Genomic DNA, 21,915 nt, shown 5'->3' with positions numbered 1-21,915 from the left:
TCGGCCGATCAGTCCCGCTCCGCGCACACGAACGCGACGGGGCTGCGGCCGATCCGGGTGAGCACCACCGACAGCGGCGTGGTGCCCCGCAGCTTCAGGCGCGGCCGCAGCACGGCCGGGTCCACGTCGAGCCCACGCACGAGGATCTCGGCCGAACCGCAGTCCCGCGCCGCGAGTTCCTGCCGCAGCGCCTTCTCGGTGTACTTGAGCCGCGCCAGCACCCGGAATCCACGCACGCCCTGAGGGACGCTGTCGCCGGTCAGATAGGCGATCCGGGGGTCGAGTTGCCACAGGCCGTGCCGGGCCGCGTAGTGGCGCACCAGGCCCGCGCGCACGACGGCGCCGTCCGGGTCGACGATCCACTCCCCCGGTTCCTGCTCGGGAATATCGTCCGACTCGGCGTCGGTGATCTCCCAGGCCGTCCCGTCCGTGCGCAGCACGCTGGCGCGTCGGCGCACGCCCGCGCCGGAGAGCCCCGGCGACCACAGGCACGCCTCGCGCACACCGCCGTCGAGCGAGACGATCTCCACTTCGCCGTCCCAGTCGAGACGGTCGAAATCCAGTCCGGGCGCGCACTTGACCGCGAGATCGCGCCCCGCGTACACGTCGAGGAGGTCCGGCAGCGGCGGCATCAACGCGGCCGGGTCGTACGTGCGCTTGCCGCCCGACCGGCGCGCCGGGTCGGCGATCACCACGGTCTCGCGCGTGCACGGACGGAGCGCGTCCGCCCGCACGAGCGTCGCGCCGGGCACGTTGTGCGCGGCCATCGCCAACCGCACCGGGTCGAGGTCACTGCCGATCACGGTGTCCGCCAACGGGACCAGCGCCGACAGCTCGGCGCCGATCGAACACGTGACGTCGTGGACGCGTCGACCCGCCAACCGGGCGCCGCGATGCCGCGCCACGGCCAGCGGCGTCGCCTGCTGCAACGCGTCGTCGGTGAACAGCCACGACGCCGCGCCGTGCAGTTTCGCCTCCGCCTTGCGCCGCAGCAGCACCGTCTCGATCAGCAGCGCGGCACGGTCACCGAAACGCGCACGCGCCCGGCCGATGTCGGCCAAGCGCGTGCGTGTGGACAGCTCCGACTCCGCCGTCTCCGCCAGCGCCGCGATACCTTGCTCGCTGCGCAGGTAGTCGACGTCGTCGATCGTGAAGTCGTATCCCAAAGCTCGTACTAATCGTTCAGTCGGTGACGCCCGGCTTCACACCGGTGATCATGACGTTGTAGAAGAACCCGCGCGGAACGACGTGGCACAGCACCTTCTCGTCCAGCCAGCTGAGGGTCTTCCAGCCGTTGAACGCGAACCTGCCCCAGCCCCAGCCGAGCTTGCCCTCCGGGACCGCCGCCTCGAAGGTGCGCACCGGCCAGCCCAGCATGGCGGCGGCGAACTCCTCGGTCGCGGCGTGGACCTCGACCGCACCGGCCGACTTGGCCATGTTCTCGAGATCGGTGGGATCGAACGTGTGCAGGTCGACGACCGCCTCGAGCGCGGCGGCCCGGGACGACTCGTCCAGCTCGGCCTGCGGACGACGCCAGTCCGACAGGAACGGCAGCTTGGTGATGTTCGTCGTCGCGGCCCACGTCGCGCGGCCGAGCCAGCGCGCGTAGAAGTTGCCGATCGTCGTCGGCTCACCGGCGAACACGAAGCGACCGCCCGGCTTGAGGACCCGCAGGACCTCGCGCAGCGACTGCTCGACGTCCGGGATGTGGTGCAGCACCGCGTGCCCGACCACGAGGTCGAAGGTGTCGTCCTCGTACGGGATCGTCTCGGCGTCGGCGACGCGGCCGTCGACCGGGAGTCCCAGGTTCTCGGCGTTGCGCATCGCGACCTTCACCATGCCCGGCGACAGGTCCGTGACCGAACCGGTCTTGGCGACGCCGCCCTGCATCAGGTTGAGCAGGAAGAAGCCCGTGCCGCAGCCCAGTTCGAGCGCCCGCTCGTACGGCAACGGCTGGTCGCCGGCGACGGCGTCGAACCGGCCGCGCGCGTAGTCGATGCAGCGCTCGTCGTACGAGATCGACCACTTGTCGTCGTAGGTCTCGGCTTCCCAGTCGTGGTACAGGACCTGGGCGAGCTTCGTGTCCTTCAGCGCAGCCTCGACCTCTTCGGCGGTTGCGTGCGGGTTCGGCGCGGGATCGATCCCGTCATTCGGGCTTGCAGTCATGCAGGGAATCCTACCCAACGGTAAGGAATGAACAAGTTCTAGTTTTGGGCCTCACAGGGCCCGATCTGCGCACTTGCCGCGGTTCCGGACGACCGGAAACGCCGACAAGTGCGCAAATCGCGGTGAGCTCTACTTGCCGGTGAACTTCGCCTTGCCGGGACCGTTCTCGACGAACGACTGCATGCCGATGGCACGGTCGTCGGTCGCGAACAGCGACGCGAACAGGTGCTGCTCGATCTTCAGACCGGTCGCGAGGTCCGTGTCGAGGCCCTCGTCGATCGCGGCCTTCGCGGCCGCGAGCGCGCGGCTCGCCGCACCCGTGAACTGCGACGCCCACTTGCGAGCGGCGTTGTACACCTCGTCGGGGGCGACCATCTCGTCGATCAGGCCCATCTGCAGGGCCTCCTCCGCGCCGACGAAGCGGCCCGTGAAGACCATGTCCTTCGCCTTGGCCGGGCCCACGAGGCGCGCGAGGCGCTGCGTGCCACCGCCACCGGGGATGATGCCCAGCAGGATCTCCGGGACGCCGAGCTTGACGTTGTCGCCGGCGATGCGTCGGTCCGCACCGAGGACGACCTCGAGGCCGCCACCGAGCGCGTAGCCGGTGATCGCGGCGACCGTCGGCTTCGGGATGTCCGCGATGGCACCCAGCGCCGACTGCAGCTCGGCGACGATCTCGCTCATCTGGACGAAGTCGAGCTCGATCATCTCCTTGATGTCGGCGCCGGCGGCGAACACCTTCTCGCCGCCGTAGACGACGACGGCCTTGACCTCCGGATCGACGGTCGCCTGACGCGCCGCCGCCCGAATCTCCTCCTGCACCTGACGGTTCAGGGCGTTCATCGGGGGACGCGCCAGACGGATGGTGCCGATACCTTCGGAAACCTCGAGGGTCACAAACTCAGCCATGTGACCAACTTACTTGTCGGTACCCCAGGGCAACGCTCCGGTGTCGTAGTAGCCCTCGTCACCCGGGAACGAGACGCGCGGATTGCCGTCGACGAAGCTCAATTCCGGCAGGATCGGCGAGATCTCCTGCTCGGCAGCGAGAATCGCGTCGACGCTGTCGAACTGGCCGAGCGTCGCCAGCTGACGCCACGTCGGCGGCAGCAGGACGCTGCGTTTCGCGCGCCAATCGTCGACCGCGGCGGCAGGCGTCCGCCACGCGACCTCGGCCGCCTCCGACGTCTCCCCGTCGGCCTGCTGGCCCTCGGGCAGGACCGCGACGAAGAAGCGGGTGTCGTAGCGCCGCCCCTCCTGGACGGGGGTGATCCAGTTGGCCCACGGACGCAGCAGGTCCGTGCGCAGGACGAGGTTCTCCCGCGCGAGGAAGTCCGCGAACGACAGCTCCCGCGACTCGAGCTGACGACGCGCCTCCGCGTAGCCGCTGGTGTCGGCCACGACGGTGTCCTCGGTGGGCCCGGCGAGCAGAACTCCGCACTCCTCGAACGTCTCACGCACCGCCGCACACACGAGTGCCTTGGCACGCGGCTCGTCGACGCCGAACCGATCCGCCCACCACGACAGCGGCGGACCCGCCCAGCGGACGTCGGCGACGCTGTCGCTGGGGTCGACGCCACCGCCGGGGAACACGGTCATGCCGCCGGCGAACGCCATCCCGGCGACCCGGCGGAGCAGGAACACCTCGACGCCCGACTCCGCGTCGCGGACGAGCATCACGGTCGAGGCGTCCTTCGGCGCGGGAGCAGTGGACGCTGTCTGCGTCCGGTCGAACATTCCGGCCTGCTGCGCGGCGCCGGAGGAGGAGGCGCCCGACTCTCGAGTAGTTCCCATACCGGGGAACCTACGCCCCGAGTGACGGACGCCTCACCACCAGTCCCATCGCGCGGAAGGCTCCGCGTGTCGCGGGATCGCCTGCGACCGAGTCAGGCCCGATGCAGACCGGGGTGGCGCGTGCGGCGGGCGAAGTACCGGCCGTCGACACGGTCGAGGCTGATCGACTGGCTGAACGCCTCGCTGAGGTTCTCGGCCGTGATGACGTCGTCGAGCAGACCCTGCGAGACGACCCGCCCCTCGGAGAGCAGCAGCGCGTGCGTGAAGCCCGGCGGGATCTCCTCGACGTGGTGCGTGATCAGCACGGTCGCCGGTGAATCGGGGTCGGCCGCGAGATCGCCCAGGCGTGCGACGAGTTCCTCGCGGCCACCGAGGTCGAGGCCGGCCGCCGGCTCGTCCAGCAGCAGCAGTTCGGGATCGGTCATCAGGGCACGGGCAATGAGCACGCGCTTGCGCTCGCCCTCCGACAGCGTCCCATAGGTGCGGTCGGCGAGGTGCTCGGCACCGAGGCTCTCGAGCATCTCGACCGCACGCTCGGTGTCCATGTTCTCGTACTGCTCGCGCCACCGGCCGAGCACGGCGTAACCGGCCGAGACCACCAGATCCTTCACAACCTCGTCGGCCGGAACACGGTGCGCGAGCGCCGACGACGACAGGCCGATCCGCGGACGAAGCTCGGTGACGTCGACGCGACCGAGGGTCTCGCCGAGCAGCCGGGCGACACCGGCCGTGGGGTGGACCTCGGCGGCGGCGATGCGCAGCAGGGATGTCTTGCCCGCGCCGTTGGGGCCGAGCACGACCCACTTCTCGTCGAGCTCCACCTTCCAGGAAACCGGGCCGACGAGGGTCGCTCCGCCCCGGCGAATCAGGACATCTTCGAAATCGATGAGGAGATCAGGATCTGGTTCCGACACAGCGACCATCTTCCCGTACGGGATTTCCACGGCGCCGACTGGACCGGACCTGCGTGTCGGCTGCCGGCTCAGCGAACCGGGGCGATCACCGTCATCGAACCGGGCGCCACCTCGGTGAACCCGGCGTCGCGCACCGCGATCGCCCGGCCGGCGGCGACTTCGTCACACAGCGCGGCCCAAGCCTGCTCGTCGGCGTCCCGGACGGCGCAGCAGTAGCCGTCGGCCGCCCACGCGAGGGCCTGCTCGGTCGACATCGCACCGGCCAGGAGCATCGACGCGTGGCCGACCTGCGCGGCGGCCTTGCCGACGGTCATGCCGAGCGCGGCGTTCACCCACAGCGTGGGCGTCCCGTCCGGGACCTGCCCGGGCTCGTCGTGGTCGAGATCGGTGCCGCCGATCTGCAGCTTCCTGATCCGCGGGTCCAGGTCACCGACCCGTCCCGGCACCAGCGCCCGCGCCTGGGCACCGTCGACGTCGACGGTCACGCCGTCGATGTCCTGCGCGGCGAGCCACTGCGCGCCGCGGGCCCGCCGGGCCACCTTGCGGATGCGGGCGTCGGTCCACTCGCGCAGCGCATGCTGCCACGGTCCGGGTGTCCCGTCCGGGTCGGGTCCGACGCGGTCGTCGAGGCACAGCGCGACGGTCGCCGACGCCGCCGCGGCCAGCAGGGCGCTGCGCGCGGGCGGCTCGACCTTGGGGATGTGCAGCACGATCGGCATCGCCAGCACCTGCGCGGGATCCGCCGGGTCCGGACGGTTGCCGTACCCGGCGGCCAGCACGGCGTGACGTGCCGCGAAGCCGTCCCCCGTCAGGGTCATGGGATCGGCACGCGCCGCACGACACCGTCGACCGCGTCGGCGGCCTCGACCTCGTCGCGGCTGACGCCGAGCACGAACAGCACCGCGTCGAGGAACGGGTGCGAGAGCGCGGTGTCGGCCACCTCGCGCAGCGCCGGCTTCGCGTTGAACGCGACACCGAGACCGGCGGCGGTGAGCATGTCGATGTCGTTGGCGCCGTCACCCACCGCGACGGTCTGCTCCATGGGAACACCGACCTCGGCCGCGAACTTGCGCAGCGCGGTGGCCTTGGCGGCGCGGTCGACGACGTCGCCGACGACGCGGCCGGTGAGCTTGCCGTCGACGATCTCGAGTGTGTTGGCCTGGACGAAGTCGAGTTCGAGTTCGTGCGCGAGCCCCTCGATCACCTGGCGGAAGCCGCCCGACACGACGCCGCAGTGGTAGCCGAGTCGGCGCAGGGTCCGGATCGTGGTGCGCGCACCCGGCGTGAGCTGCAGATCGGCGGCGACGTCGTCGATGACGGACGCGTCGAGCCCGGCGAGGGTTGCGACACGCTGGTTGAGGGATTCGGTGAAGTCGATCTCACCGCGCATCGCAGCCTCGGTCACGGCGCGGACCTCGTCCTCGACGCCGGCCCGGGCCGCGAGCATCTCGATGACCTCGCCCTGCACGAGGGTGGAGTCGACGTCGAAGACGATCAGACGCTTGGCGCGCCGGGCCAGGCCGCCGCGCTCGACGGCCACGTCGACGTTCTCACCAGCGGCGACCTCCGCGAGGCCCGCCCGCAGCTGGGCGTCGGCTTCGGCGCCGACGCTCGCCGCCGTCACCATCAGTTCGAGGCCGGTGAGCGGGTAGTCGGCGATGCCGCGGATCGAATCGATGTTGGCGCCCTGCCGGGCCAGTTCACGCGACAGCGAACGGAACGCCCGCGCACTGACGGGGCTGCCGAGAACGACGACGGCGTGCGTCGACACCTGCTGGCGCGCCGCCGGGTCGGCACCGATCTCGACTTCGACGTTCATGCCCACGGTGTCCATGGCTTCCTCGAGCTCCTCCTGGAGGGACTCGGGGTCGGTGGGGCACTGCACGAGGACGCCGAGGGTGAGCCGGCCCCGGATCACCACCTGCTCGACGTCGAGGAGGCTCACGTCGTGACGCGACAACGCAGCGAAGAGCACCGACGTCACGCCGGGCCTGTCCGGACCAGTAACCGTCACCAGAACAGTGGCGTCTGACGCACCCACCGAGTAACTCCGTTCGTTTGAACTCGAACAACGTGGAAGAAATACCGCCCCCCATTCTGCCAAGTGAGGGCGACGGCAACGGAAAGGCCCCGCCCGAGATTCGGGCGGGGCCTTCCGGTAGTGCAGAGACCTTCCGGTCCGCTAGACCTTGCTGTCCTCCAGGACCGCGGTGGCGTTCTTGCCGCCGTGGCCGGGTCCGACATGAGCCTCGGCGCGCATGCGGTCGACCATGTGCGGGTAGTGCAGCTCGAAGGCCGGGCGCTCCGAACGGATCCGGGGCAGCTCGGTGAAGTTGTGCCGCGGCGGCGGGCAGCTGGTGGCCCACTCGAGCGAGTTGCCGTAGCCCCACGGGTCGTCGACCTTGACGACCTCGCCGTAGCGGTAGCTCTTGAAGACGTTCCACAGGAACGGCAGCGTCGAGGCGCCCAGGATGAACGAGCCGATCGTGGAGATCGTGTTCAGCGTGGTGAAACCGTCGCTGGGGAGGTAATCCGCGTAGCGGCGCGGCATGCCCTCGGCACCGAGCCAGTGCTGGACGAGGAACGTGCTGTGGAAGCCGATGAACGTGGTCCAGAAGTGCCACTTGCCGAGGCGCTCGTCCATCATGCGGCCGGTCATCTTCGGGAACCAGAAGTAGATACCCGCGTAGGTGGCGAACACGATGGTGCCGAAGAGCACGTAGTGGAAGTGCGCGATCACGAAGTACGAGTCGGTGACGTGGAAGTCGATCGGCGGGCTCGCGAGCAGAACGCCGGACAGACCACCGAAGAGGAACGTCACCAGGAAGCCGACGGAGAACAGCATCGGCGACTCGAAGGTCAACTGACCCTTCCACATGGTGCCGATCCAGTTGAAGAACTTCACACCGGTCGGGACCGCGATGAGGAACGTCATGAACGAGAAGAACGGCAGCAGAACCGCGCCCGTGGCGTACATGTGGTGCGCCCACACGGCGATCGACAGGGCCGCGATGCCCATGGTGGCGTAGACCAGGCCGCTGTAACCGAAGATCGGCTTACGCGAGAAGACCGGGAAGATCTCCGAGACGATGCCGAAGAACGGCAGCGCGATGATGTACACCTCGGGGTGACCGAAGAACCAGAACAGGTGCTGCCACAGCAGGACGCCACCGGTCGCCGGGTCGAAGATGTGGCCACCGAGGTGACGGTCGACGAACAGACCCATGAAGGCGGCCGTCAGCAGCGGGAACGCCAGCAGGATGAGGACGCTGGTGATCAGGATGTTCCACGTGAAGATCGGCATGCGGAACATCGTCATGCCGGGGGCACGCAGGCAGGCGATGGTGGTGATGAAGTTGACGCCACCGAGGATGGTGCCCAGGCCGGCGACGGCGAGACCCATGATCCACAGGTCGGCGCCCATGCCCGGCGAGTGCAGCGAGCTGGTCAGCGGGGTGTAAGCGGTCCAACCGAAGTCGGCGGCACCACCCGGGGTGATGAAGCCGGCCGTGGTGATGATCGCGCCGAACAGGTACAGCCAGTAGCTGAACGCGTTCAGACGCGGGAACGCCACGTCGGGGGCGCCGATCTGCAGCGGGACGATGTAGTTCGCGAAGCCGAACACGACCGGGGTCGCGTACAGCAGCAGCATGATCGTGCCGTGCATCGTGAACAGCTGGTTGAACTGCTCGTTCGACAGGAACTGCAGGCCAGGAACCGCGAGCTCGGTACGCATCAGCAGGGCCATCAGGCCGCCGATGAGGAAGAACGCGAACGAGGTGACCAGGTACATGATCCCGAGCACCTTGGGATCGGTGGTCGTAACCATCTTGTAAATGAACGAGCCCTTGGGTCCCTGCCGCGGCGGGTACGGCCTCGCTGCTATCTCTGGGACTGGCTGGGGCGCTACGGCAGTCACTGATCCTCCTGAATGTGCCCTTGGTCGCTCCGCAGGCTCGCTCCGAACCCCCACCCCTGTGCTCGAGGCAGACGTTCTCTGGCTTGCGCTCATCGAATCGTAGACGGTGCTTTCGAGCCCCGTGGACCGGGTCCTACTCCCTGTCGTACACGGGCCCTTCCGGCACCGACCCATAGGGCCGCGAGCAGGACTTTAGTCCCCGACCGCCCATGCAACGCACCGCGATGCGGCGTGTCGAGCATGTCCGACCCGGGACCGTGCGCGCCCTTCATCGGCAGCGCCGCCGAATGCCACTCAGAATGTTGTTAAGGTTCTCCTTACTTACCCCAGCCTTACCTTATCGATTTGGGAGCCTCCACTCGTGCCCAGAACGTCCCGACGCGCCCTCACCTCGTTCGCCGCGGTGGGCGTGGCCGTCAGCCTCGCGCTCACCGGCTGTTCGTCCTCCGAAACCACCACAGACACCGACGAGACAACGTCGGCGGCGTCCGACGGGTTCCCGCGGACCGTCGAACACTTCCGCGGAGTCGCGAAAATCGACACGCAGCCGCAGCGCATCGTCACCCTCGACAACAGCTACGCCGATGCCGTCCTACTGCTCGAGTCGCCGCTCGTCGGATACGTCGACTACCGCGAGCAGGGCCTGCCCGACTACCTCGGCGACGCCCGCGCGGACTACGCGGCGGACGCCGTCTCGGTCGGCAGGGTGTCGAACGCGAGCCTCGAGAAGGTCGCCGAACTCCAGCCCGATCTGATCCTGTCGGCCGAGGTGCGCGACGGGAAGAACTACGAGGCGCTGTCCGCTCTCGCGCCGACGGTGTTCTCCCAGTCGACCGGCCCGACGTGGAAGGACAACATCCGCCTCGTCGCGCGGGCGCTCGGCAAGGACGATCAGGCCGAGCGGAAGATCGGCGAATACGAGGCGCGTGCCAGAGCTATCGGCGACGAGATCAATGCCCAGGCGAACAACCCGACGATCTCGGTCGTGCGTTTCGCCGGCGAGCCGACGGCGCGCCTCTACCGGACGACATCGTTCAGCGGCATCGTGCTGGCCGACGCGGGACTCGCGCGTCCGGACAGCCAGGGACCCGATCCCGCGGACGCCGGCAGCATCATGAACGCGATCAGTCCCGAGCGGATCAACGACGCCGACGCGGACCTCATCTTCGTCGCGACTTACGAGGATCCGGCCGGCAAGTCGCTCGACGCCGCGCAGGCCTTTCTGCAGAACCCGCTGTGGGGAACCCTGAAGGGCCGCACCGTGGACGTCGACGACGCCATGTGGATGACGCCGGTCAGCATCCAGGGCGCGCACAAGATCCTCGACGACCTCGCGCAGACGTTCGGGGTCGACCCGCACAACGGCTAACCTGGATCGGCCCGCACACGCCGCGCTCGCCGAACAGGAAGTCGTCGCATTGTCCAGTTCCCAGCCCGTCCGCACCGTCCGCCGCGCCACCGTCGCCGTGATCGCAGCGTCGGCGGTCCTCGTGGGACTCACCGGCTGCGGAGACTCGACGAACGACGACGCGAGCACCATCGTGCGGACCACGACCAAGATCGCGGGCGCGGGTGTCGTCAGCGTCGAACGCGACACCCGCGCCGCCTGCGCCACCCCCACCCCGGCCGATCCGGGTGCCCCCGATCCGCACCGCATCGTCGTGCTCGACAGCGCCGCAATGGATTCGGTGTGTGCACTGGGCCTGTGGGAACGGGTGGTCGGTGCGGCCACATCACCCGGTGAGACCCCACAGCCGGCGTATTTCGGCACCGGAATCTCGTTGCTGCCCAGCGTCGGTCCGGAGTCTGCGCCCGACATCGACCAGATCGCGAAGGCGGCGCCGGACCTGATCCTCGGATCGGCGCCAGCCTCCCCGGAGCTCGCCGAACGTCTGAAGACCGTCGCGCCCACCGTCTTCGTCGGCGACGACCCGGTCCAGTGGAAGTCACGGTTCCTCGCGTCCGGCAAGGCGCTCGGACGGTCCGGTGCGGCGCAACAGGCACTCGACGCGTACACCGCGGACGCCGCACGGATCGGCACCGAGATCAACGCGCGCCAGACGCAGGCTTCCGTGATCCGGTTCCGGTCCGACGCGATGGCGATCGAGAGCCCCGGGTCGTTCTCCGGTCAGGTACTCGCGGACGCGAACGTCCAGCGTCCGGCCTACCAGCGGATCGAGGTGGCGTCGAAGGACATCGACGACCTCGCCGACGCGGAGGGCGACCTCATCTACGTCAGTTTCGACGGGCCGGGCGGCCTCGAGCACGGCACGTCGGTGATGGACTCCGACGCCTGGCACGACCTCGGGGCGGTCACCGACAGCCGCGTCTTCGCGGTCGACGACGAGGTGTGGAACGCCGGCAACGGGGTCGTCGCGGCTCGCGCCGTCCTCACCGACCTGCAGGAAAGCCTCAACGGGTACGTCAGCTAGGAGTCTTCGATGCCGGTACCGGAATTCGTTGCGGCGCTACGGGAACACGTCGGGCACGCCCCGCTGTGGCTGCCCGGCGTCAGCGCAGTCCTCCGCGACGACGACGGCCGACTTCTCCTCACCCGGCGTGCCGACAACGGCCTGTGGGCCGTCGTCTCCGGGATCCTCGAACCCGGCGAGGAGCCCGGCCCGGCAATACTGCGGGAGATCCGCGAGGAGACCGGGCTCGAGGCGGAACTGGTGCGCGTCGTCAGCGTCGGCGCCGCCGGCCCCGTCACCTATCCCAACGGCGACATCGCCGCATACCTCGACGTGTGCTTCGTCGCCCGCGTCGTGTCCGGTGAGGCCCGCGTCGCCGACGACGAGAATCTCGACGTGCGGTGGTTCTCCCCCGACGCCCTGCCGTCCGACATGACCGCGTCGTCGAAGCGGCGCATCGCGACTGCGCTGCGCGACGACCAACGAACGTGGTTCGCTCGGGACTGAACACTCAGGGAGGGCTCAGCCCTGCGCCGTCTCCCACAGCCCCATGACGTTGCCCTCGGTGTCCCGGAAGTAGGCGGCGAACCCCATCTCCCCCACCGGTTGTTTCGCCGAGACCGTCGCGCCGCCCAACGACTCGATCTTGGCCAGCGCCGCGTCGATGTCGTCGACGTTGACGGTGATCACCGGACCGGTCGGGGACTGCTCCGCACGCTCGAACATGCCGCCCCCGATGTACCCCGGCTCGGCGGGCATCCCCGATTCCGCGACGGGCCCGGTAGCCACGCCGGTGTACTTCATCTCGGGCATCTCGGTGAGGTTCCAGCCGAACGCCTGCCGGTAGAAGTTGCGGGCCCGGTCACCGTCGTCGAACGGGACCTCGAAATGCACTACTCGACCACTCATTGCCGTCTCCTCGAATCTTCGTAGGTGTCGTCTCGTCGGCTGAGTTGCACTGATTCGACAGTAGGCGCCGCGCCCCGACGACCACAATGCCCCGGCCGAAACCCCGCTCCCCCCATTGCCTTTCACGGCTCGATCCGGCACCCTTCTCCGGTGACCACACCAGGGTTCGACGCGAGCACCACCCCGGACACGGCGCCGACGCATGGGGAGGTTCCAGACAAACACGGCGACTCGGGCGACCCTCGCTATCCGTCGCCACGCCAACTGCGCGAGGTGATCGCGTTTGCGTTCGACTGGCTCCTGCACATCGTGGTCGGCCTTGTCGCGATGACCGTGTTCCTGGACATCCCCGCCGTCGCGGACTGGGCGGCGCCGGCTCTGGTCATCGGCTGGATCGCCGCGTCGCTGCTGCAGCGCGTCGTCGCCCAGCGGATCGTGCACACGACCCTCGGCAAGGCGCTGTTCGGCCTGTGCGTGATCCGCCCGTCCGACGGGCAGTGGCCGACGCTCGGCTACCTGCTGAAGTGGTGGCTCCTGGGGGCGCTCGACTTCGTGGCGACGATCTCGAGCAGCCCCTGGACCAGCGACTACGACAACGGGCCGACCGTCGTGAGGCGCCGCGACGTCGTGGCCCTCCGAACCGCCCTCTGAAACGCCGAAGGCCGAATGTCACACCGGTTCAGTTGGTCTGAACGGATGTGACATTCGGCCACAGCGGGTGGTCCGGAACTAGAAGTCCCAGTCCTCGTCCTCGGTGTTGACGGCCTTGCCGATGACGTAGCTCGAACCGGACCCCGAGAAGAAGTCGTGGTTCTCGTCAGCGTTCGGCGACAGGGCGGACAGGATCGCCGGGTTGACGTCCGTCTCGTCCTTCGGGAACAGGCCCTCGTAGCCGAGGTTCATCAGCGCCTTGTTGGCGTTGTAGCGCAGGAACTTCTTAACGTCCTCGGTGAGCCCGACCTCGTCGTACAGGTCCTGCGTGTACTCGACCTCGTTGTCGTACAGCTCGAACAGCAGCTCGAACGTGTAGTTCTTGAGCTCCTCGCGCTCGGCCTCGGTGATCTGCTCGAGTCCGCGCTGGTACTTGTAGCCGATGTAGTAGCCGTGCACGGCCTCGTCGCGGATGATCAGGCGGATCATGTCGGCCGTGTTGGTGAGCTTGGCGCGCGACGACCAGTACATCGGGAGGTAGAAGCCCGAGTAGAACAGGAACGACTCGAGCAGCGTCGAGGCGACCTTACGCTTGAGCGGGTCGTCACCCTTGTAGTAGTCGAGGACGATCTGCGCCTTGCGCTGCAGGTTCGGGTTCTCCTCCGACCAGCGGAACGCGTCGTCGATCTCCCGGGTGGTGCACAGCGTGGAGAAGATCTGCGAGTAGCTCTTCGCGTGCACTGACTCCATGAACGCGATGTTGGTGAGCACGGCCTCCTCGTGCGGGGTGACCGCATCGGGGATCAGGCTCACGGCGCCGACGGTGCCCTGGATGGTGTCCAGCAGCGTCAGGCCGGTGAACACGCGCATCGTGAGCTGCTGCTCGTTCGGCGTGAGAGTGGCCCACGACTGGATGTCGTTGGACACCGGCACCTTCTCCGGCAGCCAGAAGTTGCCGGTGAGGCGGTCCCACACCTCGGCGTCCTTGTCGTCGGGCACGCGATTCCAGTTGATCGCCGACACGCGACTGACCAGCTTGATCTTCTCGCTCACGATTCCCTCACTTCGTTCAAGCTCTTCACTACCGTCACAGCATGCACGAGACGCAACCCTCGACCTCGGTGCCCTCGAGTGCCATCTGACGCAGGCGGATGTAGTACAGCGTCTTGATTCCCTTGCGCCACGCGTAGATCTGCGCGCGGTTGACGTCACGCGTGGACGCGGTGTCCTTGAAGAACAGCGTCAGCGACAGGCCCTGGTCGACGTGCTGCGTGGCAGCGGCGTAGGTGTCGATGATCTTCTCGTACCCGATCTCGTACGCGTCCTGGTAGTACTCCAGGTTGTCGTTGGTCAGGTAGGGCGCCGGGTAGTAGACGCGACCGATCTTGCCTTCCTTGCGGATCTCGATCTTCGCGGCGACCGGGTGGATCGAGCTGGTGGAGTTGTTGATGTACGAGATCGATCCGGTGGGCGGGACGGCCTGCAGGTTCTGGTTGTAGATGCCGTACTTCTGCACCGACGCCTTGAGCTCGCGCCAGTCGTCCTGCGTCGGGATGTGCACGCCGGCGTCGGCGAACAGCTGACGCACCCGCTCGGTGGCGGGCTCCCACACCTGGTCGGTGTACTTGTCGAAGTACTCGCCCGACGCGTACTTGGACTGCGGGAAGCCCTTGAAGTGGGTGCCGCGCTCCTTCGCGATCTCGTTCGACGCACGGACCGCGTGGAACACGACCGTGTAGAAGTAGATGTTCGTGAAGTCGACGCCCTCTTCGGAGCCGTAGTGGATCCGCTCACGAGCGAGGTAGCCGTGCAGGTTCATCTGCCCCAGGCCGATCGCGTGAGAGTCGTTGTTGCCCTGCTCGATCGACGGCACCGAGTAGATGTGCGTCTGGTCCGAGACGGCGGTGAGCGCACGGATCGAGGTCTCGATCGTCTTCGCGAAGTCGGGCGAGTCCATCGTCAGCGCGATGTTCAGCGAGCCGAGGTTGCACGAGATGTCCTTGCCGACATGGCTGTAGGACAGGTCGTCGTTGAACGTCGACGGCGTCGAGACCTGCAGGATCTCCGAGCACAGGTTCGAGTGCGTGATCTTGCCCTCGATCGGGTTCGCCCGGTTCACCGTGTCCTCGAACATGATGTACGGGTAGCCCGACTCGAACTGCAGCTCGGCGAGGGTCTGGAAGAACTCGCGCGCCTTGATCTTCGACTTGCGGATCCGCTTGTCGTCGACCATCTCGTGGTACTTCTCGCTGACGTTGACGTCCGCGAACGGCACACCGTAGATGCGCTCGACGTCGTACGGCGAGAACAGGTACATGTCCTCGTTCTTCTTCGCGAGCTCGAACGTGATGTCCGGGATCACGACGCCCAGCGACAGCGTCTTGATGCGGATCTTCTCGTCCGCGTTCTCGCGCTTGGTGTCGAGGAACCGGTAGATGTCCGGGTGGTGGGCGTGCAGGTACACCGCGCCGGCACCCTGACGGGCACCGAGCTGGTTGGCGTACGAGAACGAGTCCTCGAGCAGCTTCATGATCGGGATGACGCCCGAGCTCTGGTTCTCGATCTTCTTGATCGGGGCGCCGTGCTCACGAACATTGCTGAGCAGCAACGCAACTCCGCCGCCGCGCTTGGACAGCTGCAGCGCCGAGTTGATGGAGCGACCGATGGACTCCATGTTGTCCTCGATGCGCAGCAGGAAGCACGAGACGGGCTCGCCGCGCTGCTTCTTGCCGGAGTTGAGGAACGTGGGGGTCGCCGGCTGGAAGCGTCCGGCGATGATCTCGTCGACCAGTTCGGTCGCGAGGGTCTCGTCACCGGCGGCGAGGGTGAGGGCGACCATGCAGACGCGGTCCTCGAAACGCTCGAGGTAGCGCTTACCGTCGAACGTCTTGAGGGTGTAGGAGGTGTAGTACTTGAAGGCACCGAGGAACGTCGGGAAGCGGAACTTCTTCGCGTACGCGCGGTCGATGAGCGACTTCACGAACTCGCGCGAGTACTGGTCGAGCACCTCGGGCTCGTAGTAGTTCTCCTTGACCAGGTAGTCGAGCTTCTCGTCCAGGTTGTGGAAGAAGACCGTGTTCTGGTTGACGTGCTGGAGGAAGTACTGGTTGGCCGCCTCACGGTCCTTCTCGAACTGGATCTCCCCGTTCGGGCCGTACAGGTTCAGCATCGCGTTGAGCGCGTGGTAGTCCAGCTCTCCCGCCGACGCGTCGGGTCGTGCCGCAGCGCGCTCTACACTCCCAGACGGGGCTGAATCTGTGATGGTCGGTGCCACTGTTCACTCTCCATGAATTGTTCGAGGCCGTCGCGGACAGCCTGGACGTCCTCGGCTGTCCCCATCAGTTCGAAGCGGTACAGGTACGGGACCCGACACTTCTGGGAAACGATGTTCCCCGCGTAGCAGTAGGACTCGCCGAAGTTCGTGTTGCCGGCAGCAATCACCCCTCGGATGAGGGAGCGATTGTGCGTGTTGTTGAGGAATTTGATGACCTGCTTGGGCACGTAGCTCGTGTCGCGACCCATCGCCGTGGTCCCACCACCGTAGGTGGGCAGGATCAGGACGTACGGTTCGTCGACTTCGAACGTGCCTTCACGGTCGTGAATTGGAATACGCGTAGCGGGGACACCGAGTCGTTGAACGAATCGGTGTGTGTTCTCCGAGACGCTGGAGAAGTACACCAGCGAAGCCATCGGCATTCACCATTTCATTCGTGGATCATCCCCGCGGCACCGCCGCGCGGCGGCTCAAGCAGCGTTTGCGGTGAGGTCCTTGATGCGGTCCGGACGGAAGCCCGACCAGTGATCGTCACCGGCCACCACGACGGGGGCCTGGAGGTATCCGAGCGCCATCACGTAGTCACGCGCTTCGGGGCTCTCGGAGATGTCGACGACGTCGTATTCGAGACCGGCCTTGTCGAGGGCGCGGTAGGTGGCATTGCACTGAACGCAGGCGGGCTTGGTGTAGACGGTGATGCTCATATTGGTCCCTCTTTCCAACGGCCTGACGAGCTTTGGTTGTGCACTGTTCACGCCGAGGATTGGGCCTCATCTCGAACCCGGGATCCGTTTCGTTCCCGTTGTGCCCCCTCGGCTGTGTAGACACTACACCTTGTGGCCGACAGATACGCACAGCGCGAGATCTTGTGAGTTGCACTCGTGGAATTCCCAGGTCGACACCCCGCGGAGGGATCGATTCAGGAGGCCTTCGGCGTGTCGCGGGTCACAGGTTCGGCCGTGATTTCCGGCACATCCGCCGCGCCGCGCAGCGAGGGGCCCAGGTCGGCGCGCGCACCCCGCCCACCGAGTCCGCGGCGCTCCCCCGTGCGTCGTTCCGCGCGGCCACCAGGACTCCGGCGCACGTCACGCGCGTCGAGATCGCCCGCCCGCAAACGACACGCCGAAGCGCGACACGCGGAACGGGGAACGGAACCCGCACGACGATGCCCGTCGACACCCCCGATCGGGCGTTAACTGAACGATAACCGCACTCCGGCCGGCGGCACTGCGACCGGCGCGCTGTGCCAGGGTTGCCCCGTGCCCTCGACCCCGAACCCCTACTGCTTCGCGGCAGTGTCGCGCGTCGCACGTGTCACGCCGAACATGCAGCGGATCACACTGTCCGGTGGCGACCTGACGCGATTCGTCTCGAGCGGCGACCCCGACGAGCGCCTTCTCGTCGTGTTCCCGGACTACGGCGAGGATCGGCCGCCGCAGCCGCAGCCGATCGGCGACGTATTGGACTACCCCGCGGACGGGCCACGGCCCGAGATGCGCAGTTACACGGTCCGGCGTTGGAACGCCGAGACCTGCGAGATGGACATCGACTTCGCGGTCCACGACGGCGGCGCAGCGGTGCGGTGGGCCATGCAGGCGCGGCCTGGCCAGGTCCTCGGGGTGACGACGGCGTCGGGCTGGTACCGGCCGCCCGCCGGGACCGCGTGGCAACTCCTGATCGCGGACATGACCGCGCTGCCCGCGGTGGGCCGCATCGTCGAGGAACTCGCGCCCGGCACCCGCGTGCACGTGGTGGCCGAGGTCACGACGGCCGCCGACGAACAGCACCTCGAGACGGCCGGCGACGTCACCTACACGTGGGTGCACGGGTCGGGCAACGGCGTCGGCCCGAGCGCCCTCGCGAGCACCGCCGGGAAGTGGGTCCACCCCGGCGGCCTCGGGTACGTCTGGTTCGCCGGCGAGGCGGGGCACTCGCGTGAGGTGCGCCGCTGGCTGCGGCACGAACTGGGCTGGCCGACCGAGCGTTACGACGTCATCGGGTACTGGCGCGCCCACAAGGAGGCGTGGACCGCTCGCTACGAGCAGGTGCGCGAGCGGATCGAGGCGGCCCAGACCACGGCGCTGGCGGCGGGCGGCGACTTCGCCGCGGTCCGCGACGCCGTTGACGCAGCGATGGATCAGGCCGGGCTGTAACCGTCCCCGAAACACCGAATGTCACACGCGTTCAGTTGGATTGAACGCATGTGACATTCGGCCGGACGCCGCGGGTGATCCGAGGGATCAGGCGCTGACGAGCGCCTTGGACGCGTCGACGAGGGCGGCGACGACGGCGCCGACCTGCTGGGCGACCTCGGCGTTCTCACGCGGGTGCTGGTCGCCGAACTTCTGGATGGTGCCGCCGATGGACAGCTCGGCCGCGAGGACGTTGCCGCCGGCGACGCCGAGGGCCTTGCGGGTGTCGTCGTGCGCCCACTTCGCGGCGTTGGGGCTCGGGGAGGCGCTGATGACGGCGACCGGCTTGTCCTTGACGGCGCCGGCGCCGTAGGGACGCGAGAGCCAGTCGATGGCGTTCTTCAGGACGGCGGGAACGGTGCCGTTGTACTCCGGGGTGACCAGGAGCAGGGCGTCGGCCTCGGCGGCCGCGGCACGCAGTTCGTCGACACCGGCGATCGTGGCGCCGGGGACGTCGACGTCCTCGTTGTAGAAGGGCAGGTTGCCCAGGCCTTCGAAGATCGTCAGCTCGACGCCCTCGGGGGCGACGGCTGCGGCAGTCTCGGCGACCTGACGGTTGACGGAGCCGGCGCGCAGGCTGCCGACCAGGACGAGAACGCGGGTGTCAGACATGACGGGATTCCTTCGTGGTGCGATAGTTGAAGCTGCAACAGGTATAGCACCACAAACGGACCGCGGTCCACTTGTATTCCCGCTGGGCTACGATGCGTTGCGTGAACAGCCCCCTGCTTCCGCTGGTGGACGCCGAGATCCCCGAGCGATGTGACGCCGCCCGCAATCGGCGACTCCTCCTCGACGCGGCGGCCGAACTCGTCGCCGAACGGGGCGTGGACGCGGTCACGATGGAGGCCGTCGCGGCGAAGGCCGGCGTCGGCAAGGGCACCGTGTTCCGACGGTTCGGAAGCCGCTCGGGCCTGATGAACGCGCTGCTCGACCACACCGAGCGCGAGCTGCAGCAGGCGTTCATGTTCGGTCCCCCGCCGCTCGGCCCCGGAGCGGACCCGATCGTCCGGCTGATCGCGTTCGGACGCGCCCGACTCGACATGGTGACCGTGCAGGGCGACGTGCTGCGTGCGGCGGAGGACTCCCCCGAGTTCCGCTACTCGAACCCCGCACGCGCCGTGAGCCTGCGGCACATCGTGACCCTGCTCACCGACGCGGGCGTCGACGGCGACGTCGAACTGCTGGGCGCCGCACTGCTCGCGCCGCTGGAAGCGAGCCTGGTGCTGCACCAGATCCGCGTCGCCGGGATGCCGCACCGACGCGTCGCCGACAGCTGGGAGGACCTGGCGCGCAGGATCACCGGTACGAGCCGCGCCTCCGGATAGGGTGTGGCCATGCGCACGCTTCCGGTCGCTCTCGCCCTCCTGTGTGCCGCCACGCTGACCGCGTGCGGCGACACGGCCGACGGTGCCGACGCCGGTTCCACCGCCGAGACGTCGGCGGCGTCGACTCCCGCCTCGCCCGCCGACGCGCTGTGGGGCCGGACGTTCCTCTCGACGTCCGTGACCGGATCGACGATCCCCGGCGGCGGCCCGCTCGAGGTTGCTTTCCCGGAGCGGGATCACATCGCCATGAGCGCCGGCTGCAACCGCGGCGTGGGCAGCGTCGACCTCGGCGGCGGCACCGTGAAGACCGGCCCGATCGCGACCACCATGATGGCCTGCCCCGGCGACCTCGCCGGAGCCGACAAGTGGATGACGGACCTGTTCGCCGCGCAGCCGGCGTGGACGCTGACCGACGACATCCTCACGCTCGCATCGCCGAACATCACCGTCACCCTCGCGGACAAGAAGACCGCCGAACCGGATCGCCCCGTCGTCGGGACCACCTGGCTGGTCGAGTCGTTGATCACTCCGGACGCGGTCGTGACGTCGACCGCGATCGAGACCTCGGCCCCGTCGCTGACGATCGGCCAGGACGGCCAAGCCACCGGTTCCACCGGATGCAACCGCTTCAGCGGCCCCGTCCGGGTCGGCGACAGCACCATCACGTTCGGCAAGCTCGCGACCACCCGGGTCGCGTGTCCCGGCGACGTCGCCGATGTCGAACGGGCGGTGCTGCACGTCCTCGACGGCGAGGTCACCTACGCCGTCGACGGTCCCACCATGGCGCTGACGCGGCCCGACGGCACCGGATTGCAGCTGCGCGGGAACTGACCCGCCGCTACAGCGCGGCGCGCAGCCAGTCGGCGAGCACACGGGCGCTCGCGTCCACCTGCGCGGGCCAGTCCATCGCGGAGTCGTCAGCGTGGTCGCTGACGTGCTTGACCAGTCGGCACCGCGCGCCGAGCTGCGCACACGCGTACGCGATGGCGAAGCCCTCCATGTCGACCAGATCGGCCCGCGCCGCCAGGGCGTCCCGGACCTGCGCGTCGGAGACGAACGAGTCACCCGTCGCCAGGACCGTGCCGTCCCCGTCGTCGAGGTCGATCACGTCGAGCACGGGGTGACCGAGCGACCTCAGCACCGCGCTGCTGATGTCGTGGTTGAGCACCGCCGACGGCACGTACAGGCCGCCGTGGTGGGCGTGCAGGGCACCCGCGGTTCCGATGTTGACCACGAACGGCAGGCGTTCCGGAGGGTACTGCGCGAGGGCGCGGGTGACCGCGACCGCCGCCGCGACCTTGCCGATGCCGGTGACGACGACGTCCAGGCCGTCCGGCACATGCGCCGCCTCCTCCCTGGTGGCGCTCACCACGAGGATGCCGGTGCTGTTCATGAAGGGTCTCCCGAGTTCTGGTCCGGCGCCGTCGGGGCGCCCTGGTCACATCCTGCCGTGACTGTTCACGGCGTCGAGCACCCGACGCTACAGTTCTGCCATGGCGATTCCACGCGCACAGATCATCGAGGAACTCGGCGTCCAGGCGACGATCGACCCCGCCGCCGAGATTCGACGGCGCGTGGACTTCCTCGCGGACTATCTGCGGTCCACCCCGGCCCGGGGCTTCGTGCTCGGAATCAGCGGCGGGCAGGACAGCACCCTCGCGGGACGCCTGATCCAGCTGGCCGCCGAGAAGCTGCGTGCGGAGGGACACGTCGCCGAATTCATCGCGGTGCGGCTGCCGTACGGCACCCAGTTCGACGAGGACGACGCGCAGGTGGCGCTGAAGTTCATCGCGCCCGACCGCTCGCTGACCGTCAACGTCAAGCCGGGCGCCGATGCGACCATCGCCGAGGCGTCGCAGGCCATGCACGATCTCCTCGACGACGGTGACCGGTTGCGAGACTTCGTGCGCGGCAACATCAAAGCGCGCGAACGCATGATGATCCAGTACGCGATCGCCGGCGAGCTCGGCTACCTCGTGGTCGGCACCGATCACGCCGCCGAGGCCCTCACCGGATTCTTCACGAAGTACGGCGACGGTGGTGTGGACGTGACGCCGCTGACGGGTCTGACCAAGCGCCAGGGCGCCGCTCTGCTGGGCGAGCTGGGGGCGCCGGAGAGTACGTGGCAGAAGGTGCCGACGGCGGACCTCGAGGACAACCGCCCGTCGCTCCCGGACGAGGTGGCGCTCGGGGTGACGTACCAGCAGATCGACGACTACCTCGAGGGCAAGGACGTGACCAGCGACATCGCCGACAAGCTGGAGTGGATGTACCGCAACACCCGGCACAAGCGTTCGGTGCCGGTGACGCCGCTCGACACGTGGTGGCGCGAACAACACTGACGAGGTCCTGATGGA

General features: G+C 68.1%; 23 protein-coding genes. 8 read left to right on the top strand and 15 right to left on the bottom strand.

Going from position 1 to position 21,915, the window contains the following annotated elements:
- Positions 1 to 8 precede the first annotated feature (8 nt).
- From ABI214_RS22420 to ctaD, 8 genes are all read right to left on the bottom strand, one after another.
- Positions 9 to 1,166 (bottom strand): THUMP-like domain-containing protein, encoded by a 1,158-nt coding sequence (locus tag ABI214_RS22420; protein ID WP_348604655.1) that lies wholly within the window; start codon positions 1,164 to 1,166, stop codon positions 9 to 11.
- A 16-nt stretch (positions 1,167 to 1,182) separates the two neighbouring features.
- On the bottom strand, positions 1,183 to 2,166 hold the full coding sequence (locus tag ABI214_RS22415; RefSeq protein WP_348604654.1) for a class I SAM-dependent methyltransferase: 984 nt from the start codon (positions 2,164 to 2,166) through the stop codon (positions 1,183 to 1,185).
- Positions 2,167 to 2,295: 129 nt separating this feature from the next.
- Entirely contained in the window at positions 2,296 to 3,075 is a 780-nt protein-coding gene (locus tag ABI214_RS22410) for an enoyl-CoA hydratase/isomerase family protein (protein ID WP_348604653.1), read from the bottom strand.
- A 9-nt stretch (positions 3,076 to 3,084) separates the two neighbouring features.
- Positions 3,085 to 3,903, bottom strand: coding sequence for an NUDIX hydrolase (locus tag ABI214_RS22405; protein WP_348611928.1), 819 nt, complete (start codon positions 3,901 to 3,903; stop codon positions 3,085 to 3,087).
- A gap of 149 nt (positions 3,904 to 4,052) precedes the next feature.
- Positions 4,053 to 4,883 carry an ABC transporter ATP-binding protein gene (locus ABI214_RS22400; RefSeq protein WP_348604652.1) on the bottom strand — a complete coding sequence of 277 codons (831 nt, stop codon included), beginning with the start codon at positions 4,881 to 4,883 and terminating at the stop codon, positions 4,053 to 4,055.
- Positions 4,884 to 4,942: 59 nt separating this feature from the next.
- On the bottom strand, positions 4,943 to 5,692 hold the full coding sequence (locus ABI214_RS22395) for a peptidyl-tRNA hydrolase (protein WP_348604651.1): 750 nt from the start codon (positions 5,690 to 5,692) through the stop codon (positions 4,943 to 4,945).
- Positions 5,689 to 6,915 carry a phosphoserine phosphatase SerB gene (gene serB / locus ABI214_RS22390; RefSeq protein WP_348604650.1) on the bottom strand — a complete coding sequence of 409 codons (1,227 nt, stop codon included), beginning with the start codon at positions 6,913 to 6,915 and terminating at the stop codon, positions 5,689 to 5,691. The genes ABI214_RS22395 and serB overlap by 4 nt, the downstream gene beginning before the upstream one ends.
- A 141-nt stretch (positions 6,916 to 7,056) precedes the next feature.
- Positions 7,057 to 8,793 carry an aa3-type cytochrome oxidase subunit I gene (ctaD, locus tag ABI214_RS22385; RefSeq protein WP_348604649.1) on the bottom strand — a complete coding sequence of 579 codons (1,737 nt, stop codon included), beginning with the start codon at positions 8,791 to 8,793 and terminating at the stop codon, positions 7,057 to 7,059.
- A 361-nt stretch (positions 8,794 to 9,154) separates the two neighbouring features.
- Between ctaD and ABI214_RS22380 the strand changes: the two genes are divergently transcribed.
- Genes ABI214_RS22380 through ABI214_RS22370 form a run of 3 tightly spaced genes read left to right on the top strand, consistent with a single transcriptional unit; the run spans position 9,155 to position 11,711 of the window.
- Positions 9,155 to 10,162, top strand: coding sequence for an ABC transporter substrate-binding protein (locus ABI214_RS22380; RefSeq protein ID WP_348604648.1), 1,008 nt, complete (start codon positions 9,155 to 9,157; stop codon positions 10,160 to 10,162).
- 49 nt (positions 10,163 to 10,211) lie between these two features.
- Complete coding sequence (locus ABI214_RS22375) at positions 10,212 to 11,225, top strand: ABC transporter substrate-binding protein (protein WP_348604647.1); 1,014 nt, start codon at positions 10,212 to 10,214, stop codon at positions 11,223 to 11,225.
- A 9-nt stretch (positions 11,226 to 11,234) separates the two neighbouring features.
- Complete coding sequence (locus ABI214_RS22370; RefSeq protein ID WP_348604646.1) at positions 11,235 to 11,711, top strand: NUDIX hydrolase; 477 nt, start codon at positions 11,235 to 11,237, stop codon at positions 11,709 to 11,711.
- 15 nt (positions 11,712 to 11,726) lie between these two features.
- On the opposite strand, the gene ABI214_RS22365 is transcribed toward ABI214_RS22370, so the two are convergent.
- A complete protein-coding gene (locus ABI214_RS22365; protein ID WP_348604645.1) occupies positions 11,727 to 12,113 on the bottom strand; it encodes a VOC family protein in 387 nt (128 codons plus the stop codon).
- Positions 12,114 to 12,263: 150 nt separating this feature from the next.
- On the opposite strand from ABI214_RS22365, the gene ABI214_RS22360 reads away from it, so the two are divergent.
- Complete coding sequence (locus tag ABI214_RS22360; protein ID WP_348604644.1) at positions 12,264 to 12,764, top strand: RDD family protein; 501 nt, start codon at positions 12,264 to 12,266, stop codon at positions 12,762 to 12,764.
- Positions 12,765 to 12,842: 78 nt separating this feature from the next.
- Here ABI214_RS22360 and nrdF read toward each other — a convergent pair whose 3' ends face one another.
- Genes nrdF through nrdH form a run of 4 tightly spaced genes read right to left on the bottom strand, consistent with a single transcriptional unit; the run spans position 12,843 to position 16,742 of the window.
- Positions 12,843 to 13,817: a class 1b ribonucleoside-diphosphate reductase subunit beta gene (gene nrdF / locus ABI214_RS22355; RefSeq protein ID WP_348604643.1), complete on the bottom strand. Its 975-nt coding sequence runs from the start codon at positions 13,815 to 13,817 to the stop codon at positions 12,843 to 12,845.
- 34 nt (positions 13,818 to 13,851) lie between these two features.
- Positions 13,852 to 16,038: a class 1b ribonucleoside-diphosphate reductase subunit alpha gene (nrdE, locus tag ABI214_RS22350; protein ID WP_348604642.1), complete on the bottom strand. Its 2,187-nt coding sequence runs from the start codon at positions 16,036 to 16,038 to the stop codon at positions 13,852 to 13,854.
- Positions 15,996 to 16,454, bottom strand: coding sequence for a class Ib ribonucleoside-diphosphate reductase assembly flavoprotein NrdI (gene nrdI, locus ABI214_RS22345; RefSeq protein ID WP_348604641.1), 459 nt, complete (start codon positions 16,452 to 16,454; stop codon positions 15,996 to 15,998). The genes nrdE and nrdI overlap by 43 nt, the downstream gene beginning before the upstream one ends.
- 54 nt (positions 16,455 to 16,508) lie before the next feature.
- Positions 16,509 to 16,742, bottom strand: coding sequence for a glutaredoxin-like protein NrdH (nrdH, locus tag ABI214_RS22340; RefSeq protein WP_348604640.1), 234 nt, complete (start codon positions 16,740 to 16,742; stop codon positions 16,509 to 16,511).
- 555 nt (positions 16,743 to 17,297) lie between these two features.
- Between nrdH and ABI214_RS22335 the strand changes: the two genes are divergently transcribed.
- Positions 17,298 to 18,191, top strand: coding sequence for a siderophore-interacting protein (locus tag ABI214_RS22335; protein WP_348604639.1), 894 nt, complete (start codon positions 17,298 to 17,300; stop codon positions 18,189 to 18,191).
- Between the two features lie 87 nt (positions 18,192 to 18,278).
- On the opposite strand, the gene ABI214_RS22330 is transcribed toward ABI214_RS22335, so the two are convergent.
- Positions 18,279 to 18,842, bottom strand: a complete 564-nt coding sequence (locus tag ABI214_RS22330; RefSeq protein ID WP_348604638.1) for an NADPH-dependent FMN reductase — start codon at positions 18,840 to 18,842, stop codon at positions 18,279 to 18,281.
- A 92-nt stretch (positions 18,843 to 18,934) separates the two neighbouring features.
- Between ABI214_RS22330 and ABI214_RS22325 the strand changes: the two genes are divergently transcribed.
- Complete coding sequence (locus ABI214_RS22325) at positions 18,935 to 19,558, top strand: TetR/AcrR family transcriptional regulator (protein WP_348604637.1); 624 nt, start codon at positions 18,935 to 18,937, stop codon at positions 19,556 to 19,558.
- Positions 19,559 to 19,567: 9 nt separating this feature from the next.
- Positions 19,568 to 20,389: an META domain-containing protein gene (locus ABI214_RS22320; protein WP_348604636.1), complete on the top strand. Its 822-nt coding sequence runs from the start codon at positions 19,568 to 19,570 to the stop codon at positions 20,387 to 20,389.
- Positions 20,390 to 20,396: 7 nt separating this feature from the next.
- Here the strand turns inward: ABI214_RS22320 and ABI214_RS22315 are convergent, their stop codons facing one another.
- Positions 20,397 to 20,951, bottom strand: a complete 555-nt coding sequence (locus ABI214_RS22315; RefSeq protein WP_280761376.1) for a nucleosidase — start codon at positions 20,949 to 20,951, stop codon at positions 20,397 to 20,399.
- Between the two features lie 100 nt (positions 20,952 to 21,051).
- Here ABI214_RS22315 and nadE point away from each other — a divergent pair, with 100 nt between their 5' ends.
- Positions 21,052 to 21,900 carry an ammonia-dependent NAD(+) synthetase gene (nadE, locus tag ABI214_RS22310; RefSeq protein ID WP_348604635.1) on the top strand — a complete coding sequence of 283 codons (849 nt, stop codon included), beginning with the start codon at positions 21,052 to 21,054 and terminating at the stop codon, positions 21,898 to 21,900.
- Positions 21,901 to 21,915 lie beyond the last annotated feature (15 nt).

The sequence above is a fragment of the Prescottella soli genome, from assembly GCF_040024445.1.
In the GTDB taxonomy this organism is placed as follows: domain Bacteria; phylum Actinomycetota; class Actinomycetes; order Mycobacteriales; family Mycobacteriaceae; genus Prescottella; species Prescottella soli.
The sequence above is the reverse complement of the archived record's forward strand: the minus strand, read 5'-3'. Positions and strand labels throughout refer to the sequence as shown.

What these genes read in the sequence shown, in the direction of transcription:
- ABI214_RS22395 (WP_348604651.1), bottom strand. Translation starts at nt 5,692, where the DNA reads ATGACCCTGACGGGGGACGGCTTCGCGGCACGTCACGCCGTGCTGGCC.
- ABI214_RS22325 (WP_348604637.1), top strand. Translation starts at nt 18,935, where the DNA reads ATGCGTTGCGTGAACAGCCCCCTGCTTCCGCTGGTGGACGCCGAGATC.
- ABI214_RS22315 (WP_280761376.1), bottom strand. Translation starts at nt 20,951, where the DNA reads ATGAACAGCACCGGCATCCTCGTGGTGAGCGCCACCAGGGAGGAGGCG.
- nrdH (WP_348604640.1), bottom strand. Translation starts at nt 16,742, where the DNA reads ATGAGCATCACCGTCTACACCAAGCCCGCCTGCGTTCAGTGCAATGCC.
- ABI214_RS22415 (WP_348604654.1), bottom strand. Translation starts at nt 2,166, where the DNA reads ATGACTGCAAGCCCGAATGACGGGATCGATCCCGCGCCGAACCCGCAC.
- nrdI (WP_348604641.1), bottom strand. Translation starts at nt 16,454, where the DNA reads ATGGCTTCGCTGGTGTACTTCTCCAGCGTCTCGGAGAACACACACCGA.
- ABI214_RS22365 (WP_348604645.1), bottom strand. Translation starts at nt 12,113, where the DNA reads ATGAGTGGTCGAGTAGTGCATTTCGAGGTCCCGTTCGACGACGGTGAC.
- ABI214_RS22370 (WP_348604646.1), top strand. Translation starts at nt 11,235, where the DNA reads ATGCCGGTACCGGAATTCGTTGCGGCGCTACGGGAACACGTCGGGCAC.
- ABI214_RS22410 (WP_348604653.1), bottom strand. Translation starts at nt 3,075, where the DNA reads ATGGCTGAGTTTGTGACCCTCGAGGTTTCCGAAGGTATCGGCACCATC.
- ABI214_RS22320 (WP_348604636.1), top strand. Translation starts at nt 19,568, where the DNA reads ATGCGCACGCTTCCGGTCGCTCTCGCCCTCCTGTGTGCCGCCACGCTG.
- nadE (WP_348604635.1), top strand. Translation starts at nt 21,052, where the DNA reads ATGGCGATTCCACGCGCACAGATCATCGAGGAACTCGGCGTCCAGGCG.
- ABI214_RS22400 (WP_348604652.1), bottom strand. Translation starts at nt 4,883, where the DNA reads ATGGTCGCTGTGTCGGAACCAGATCCTGATCTCCTCATCGATTTCGAA.
- ABI214_RS22405 (WP_348611928.1), bottom strand. Translation starts at nt 3,903, where the DNA reads ATGTTCGACCGGACGCAGACAGCGTCCACTGCTCCCGCGCCGAAGGAC.
- ABI214_RS22330 (WP_348604638.1), bottom strand. Translation starts at nt 18,842, where the DNA reads ATGTCTGACACCCGCGTTCTCGTCCTGGTCGGCAGCCTGCGCGCCGGC.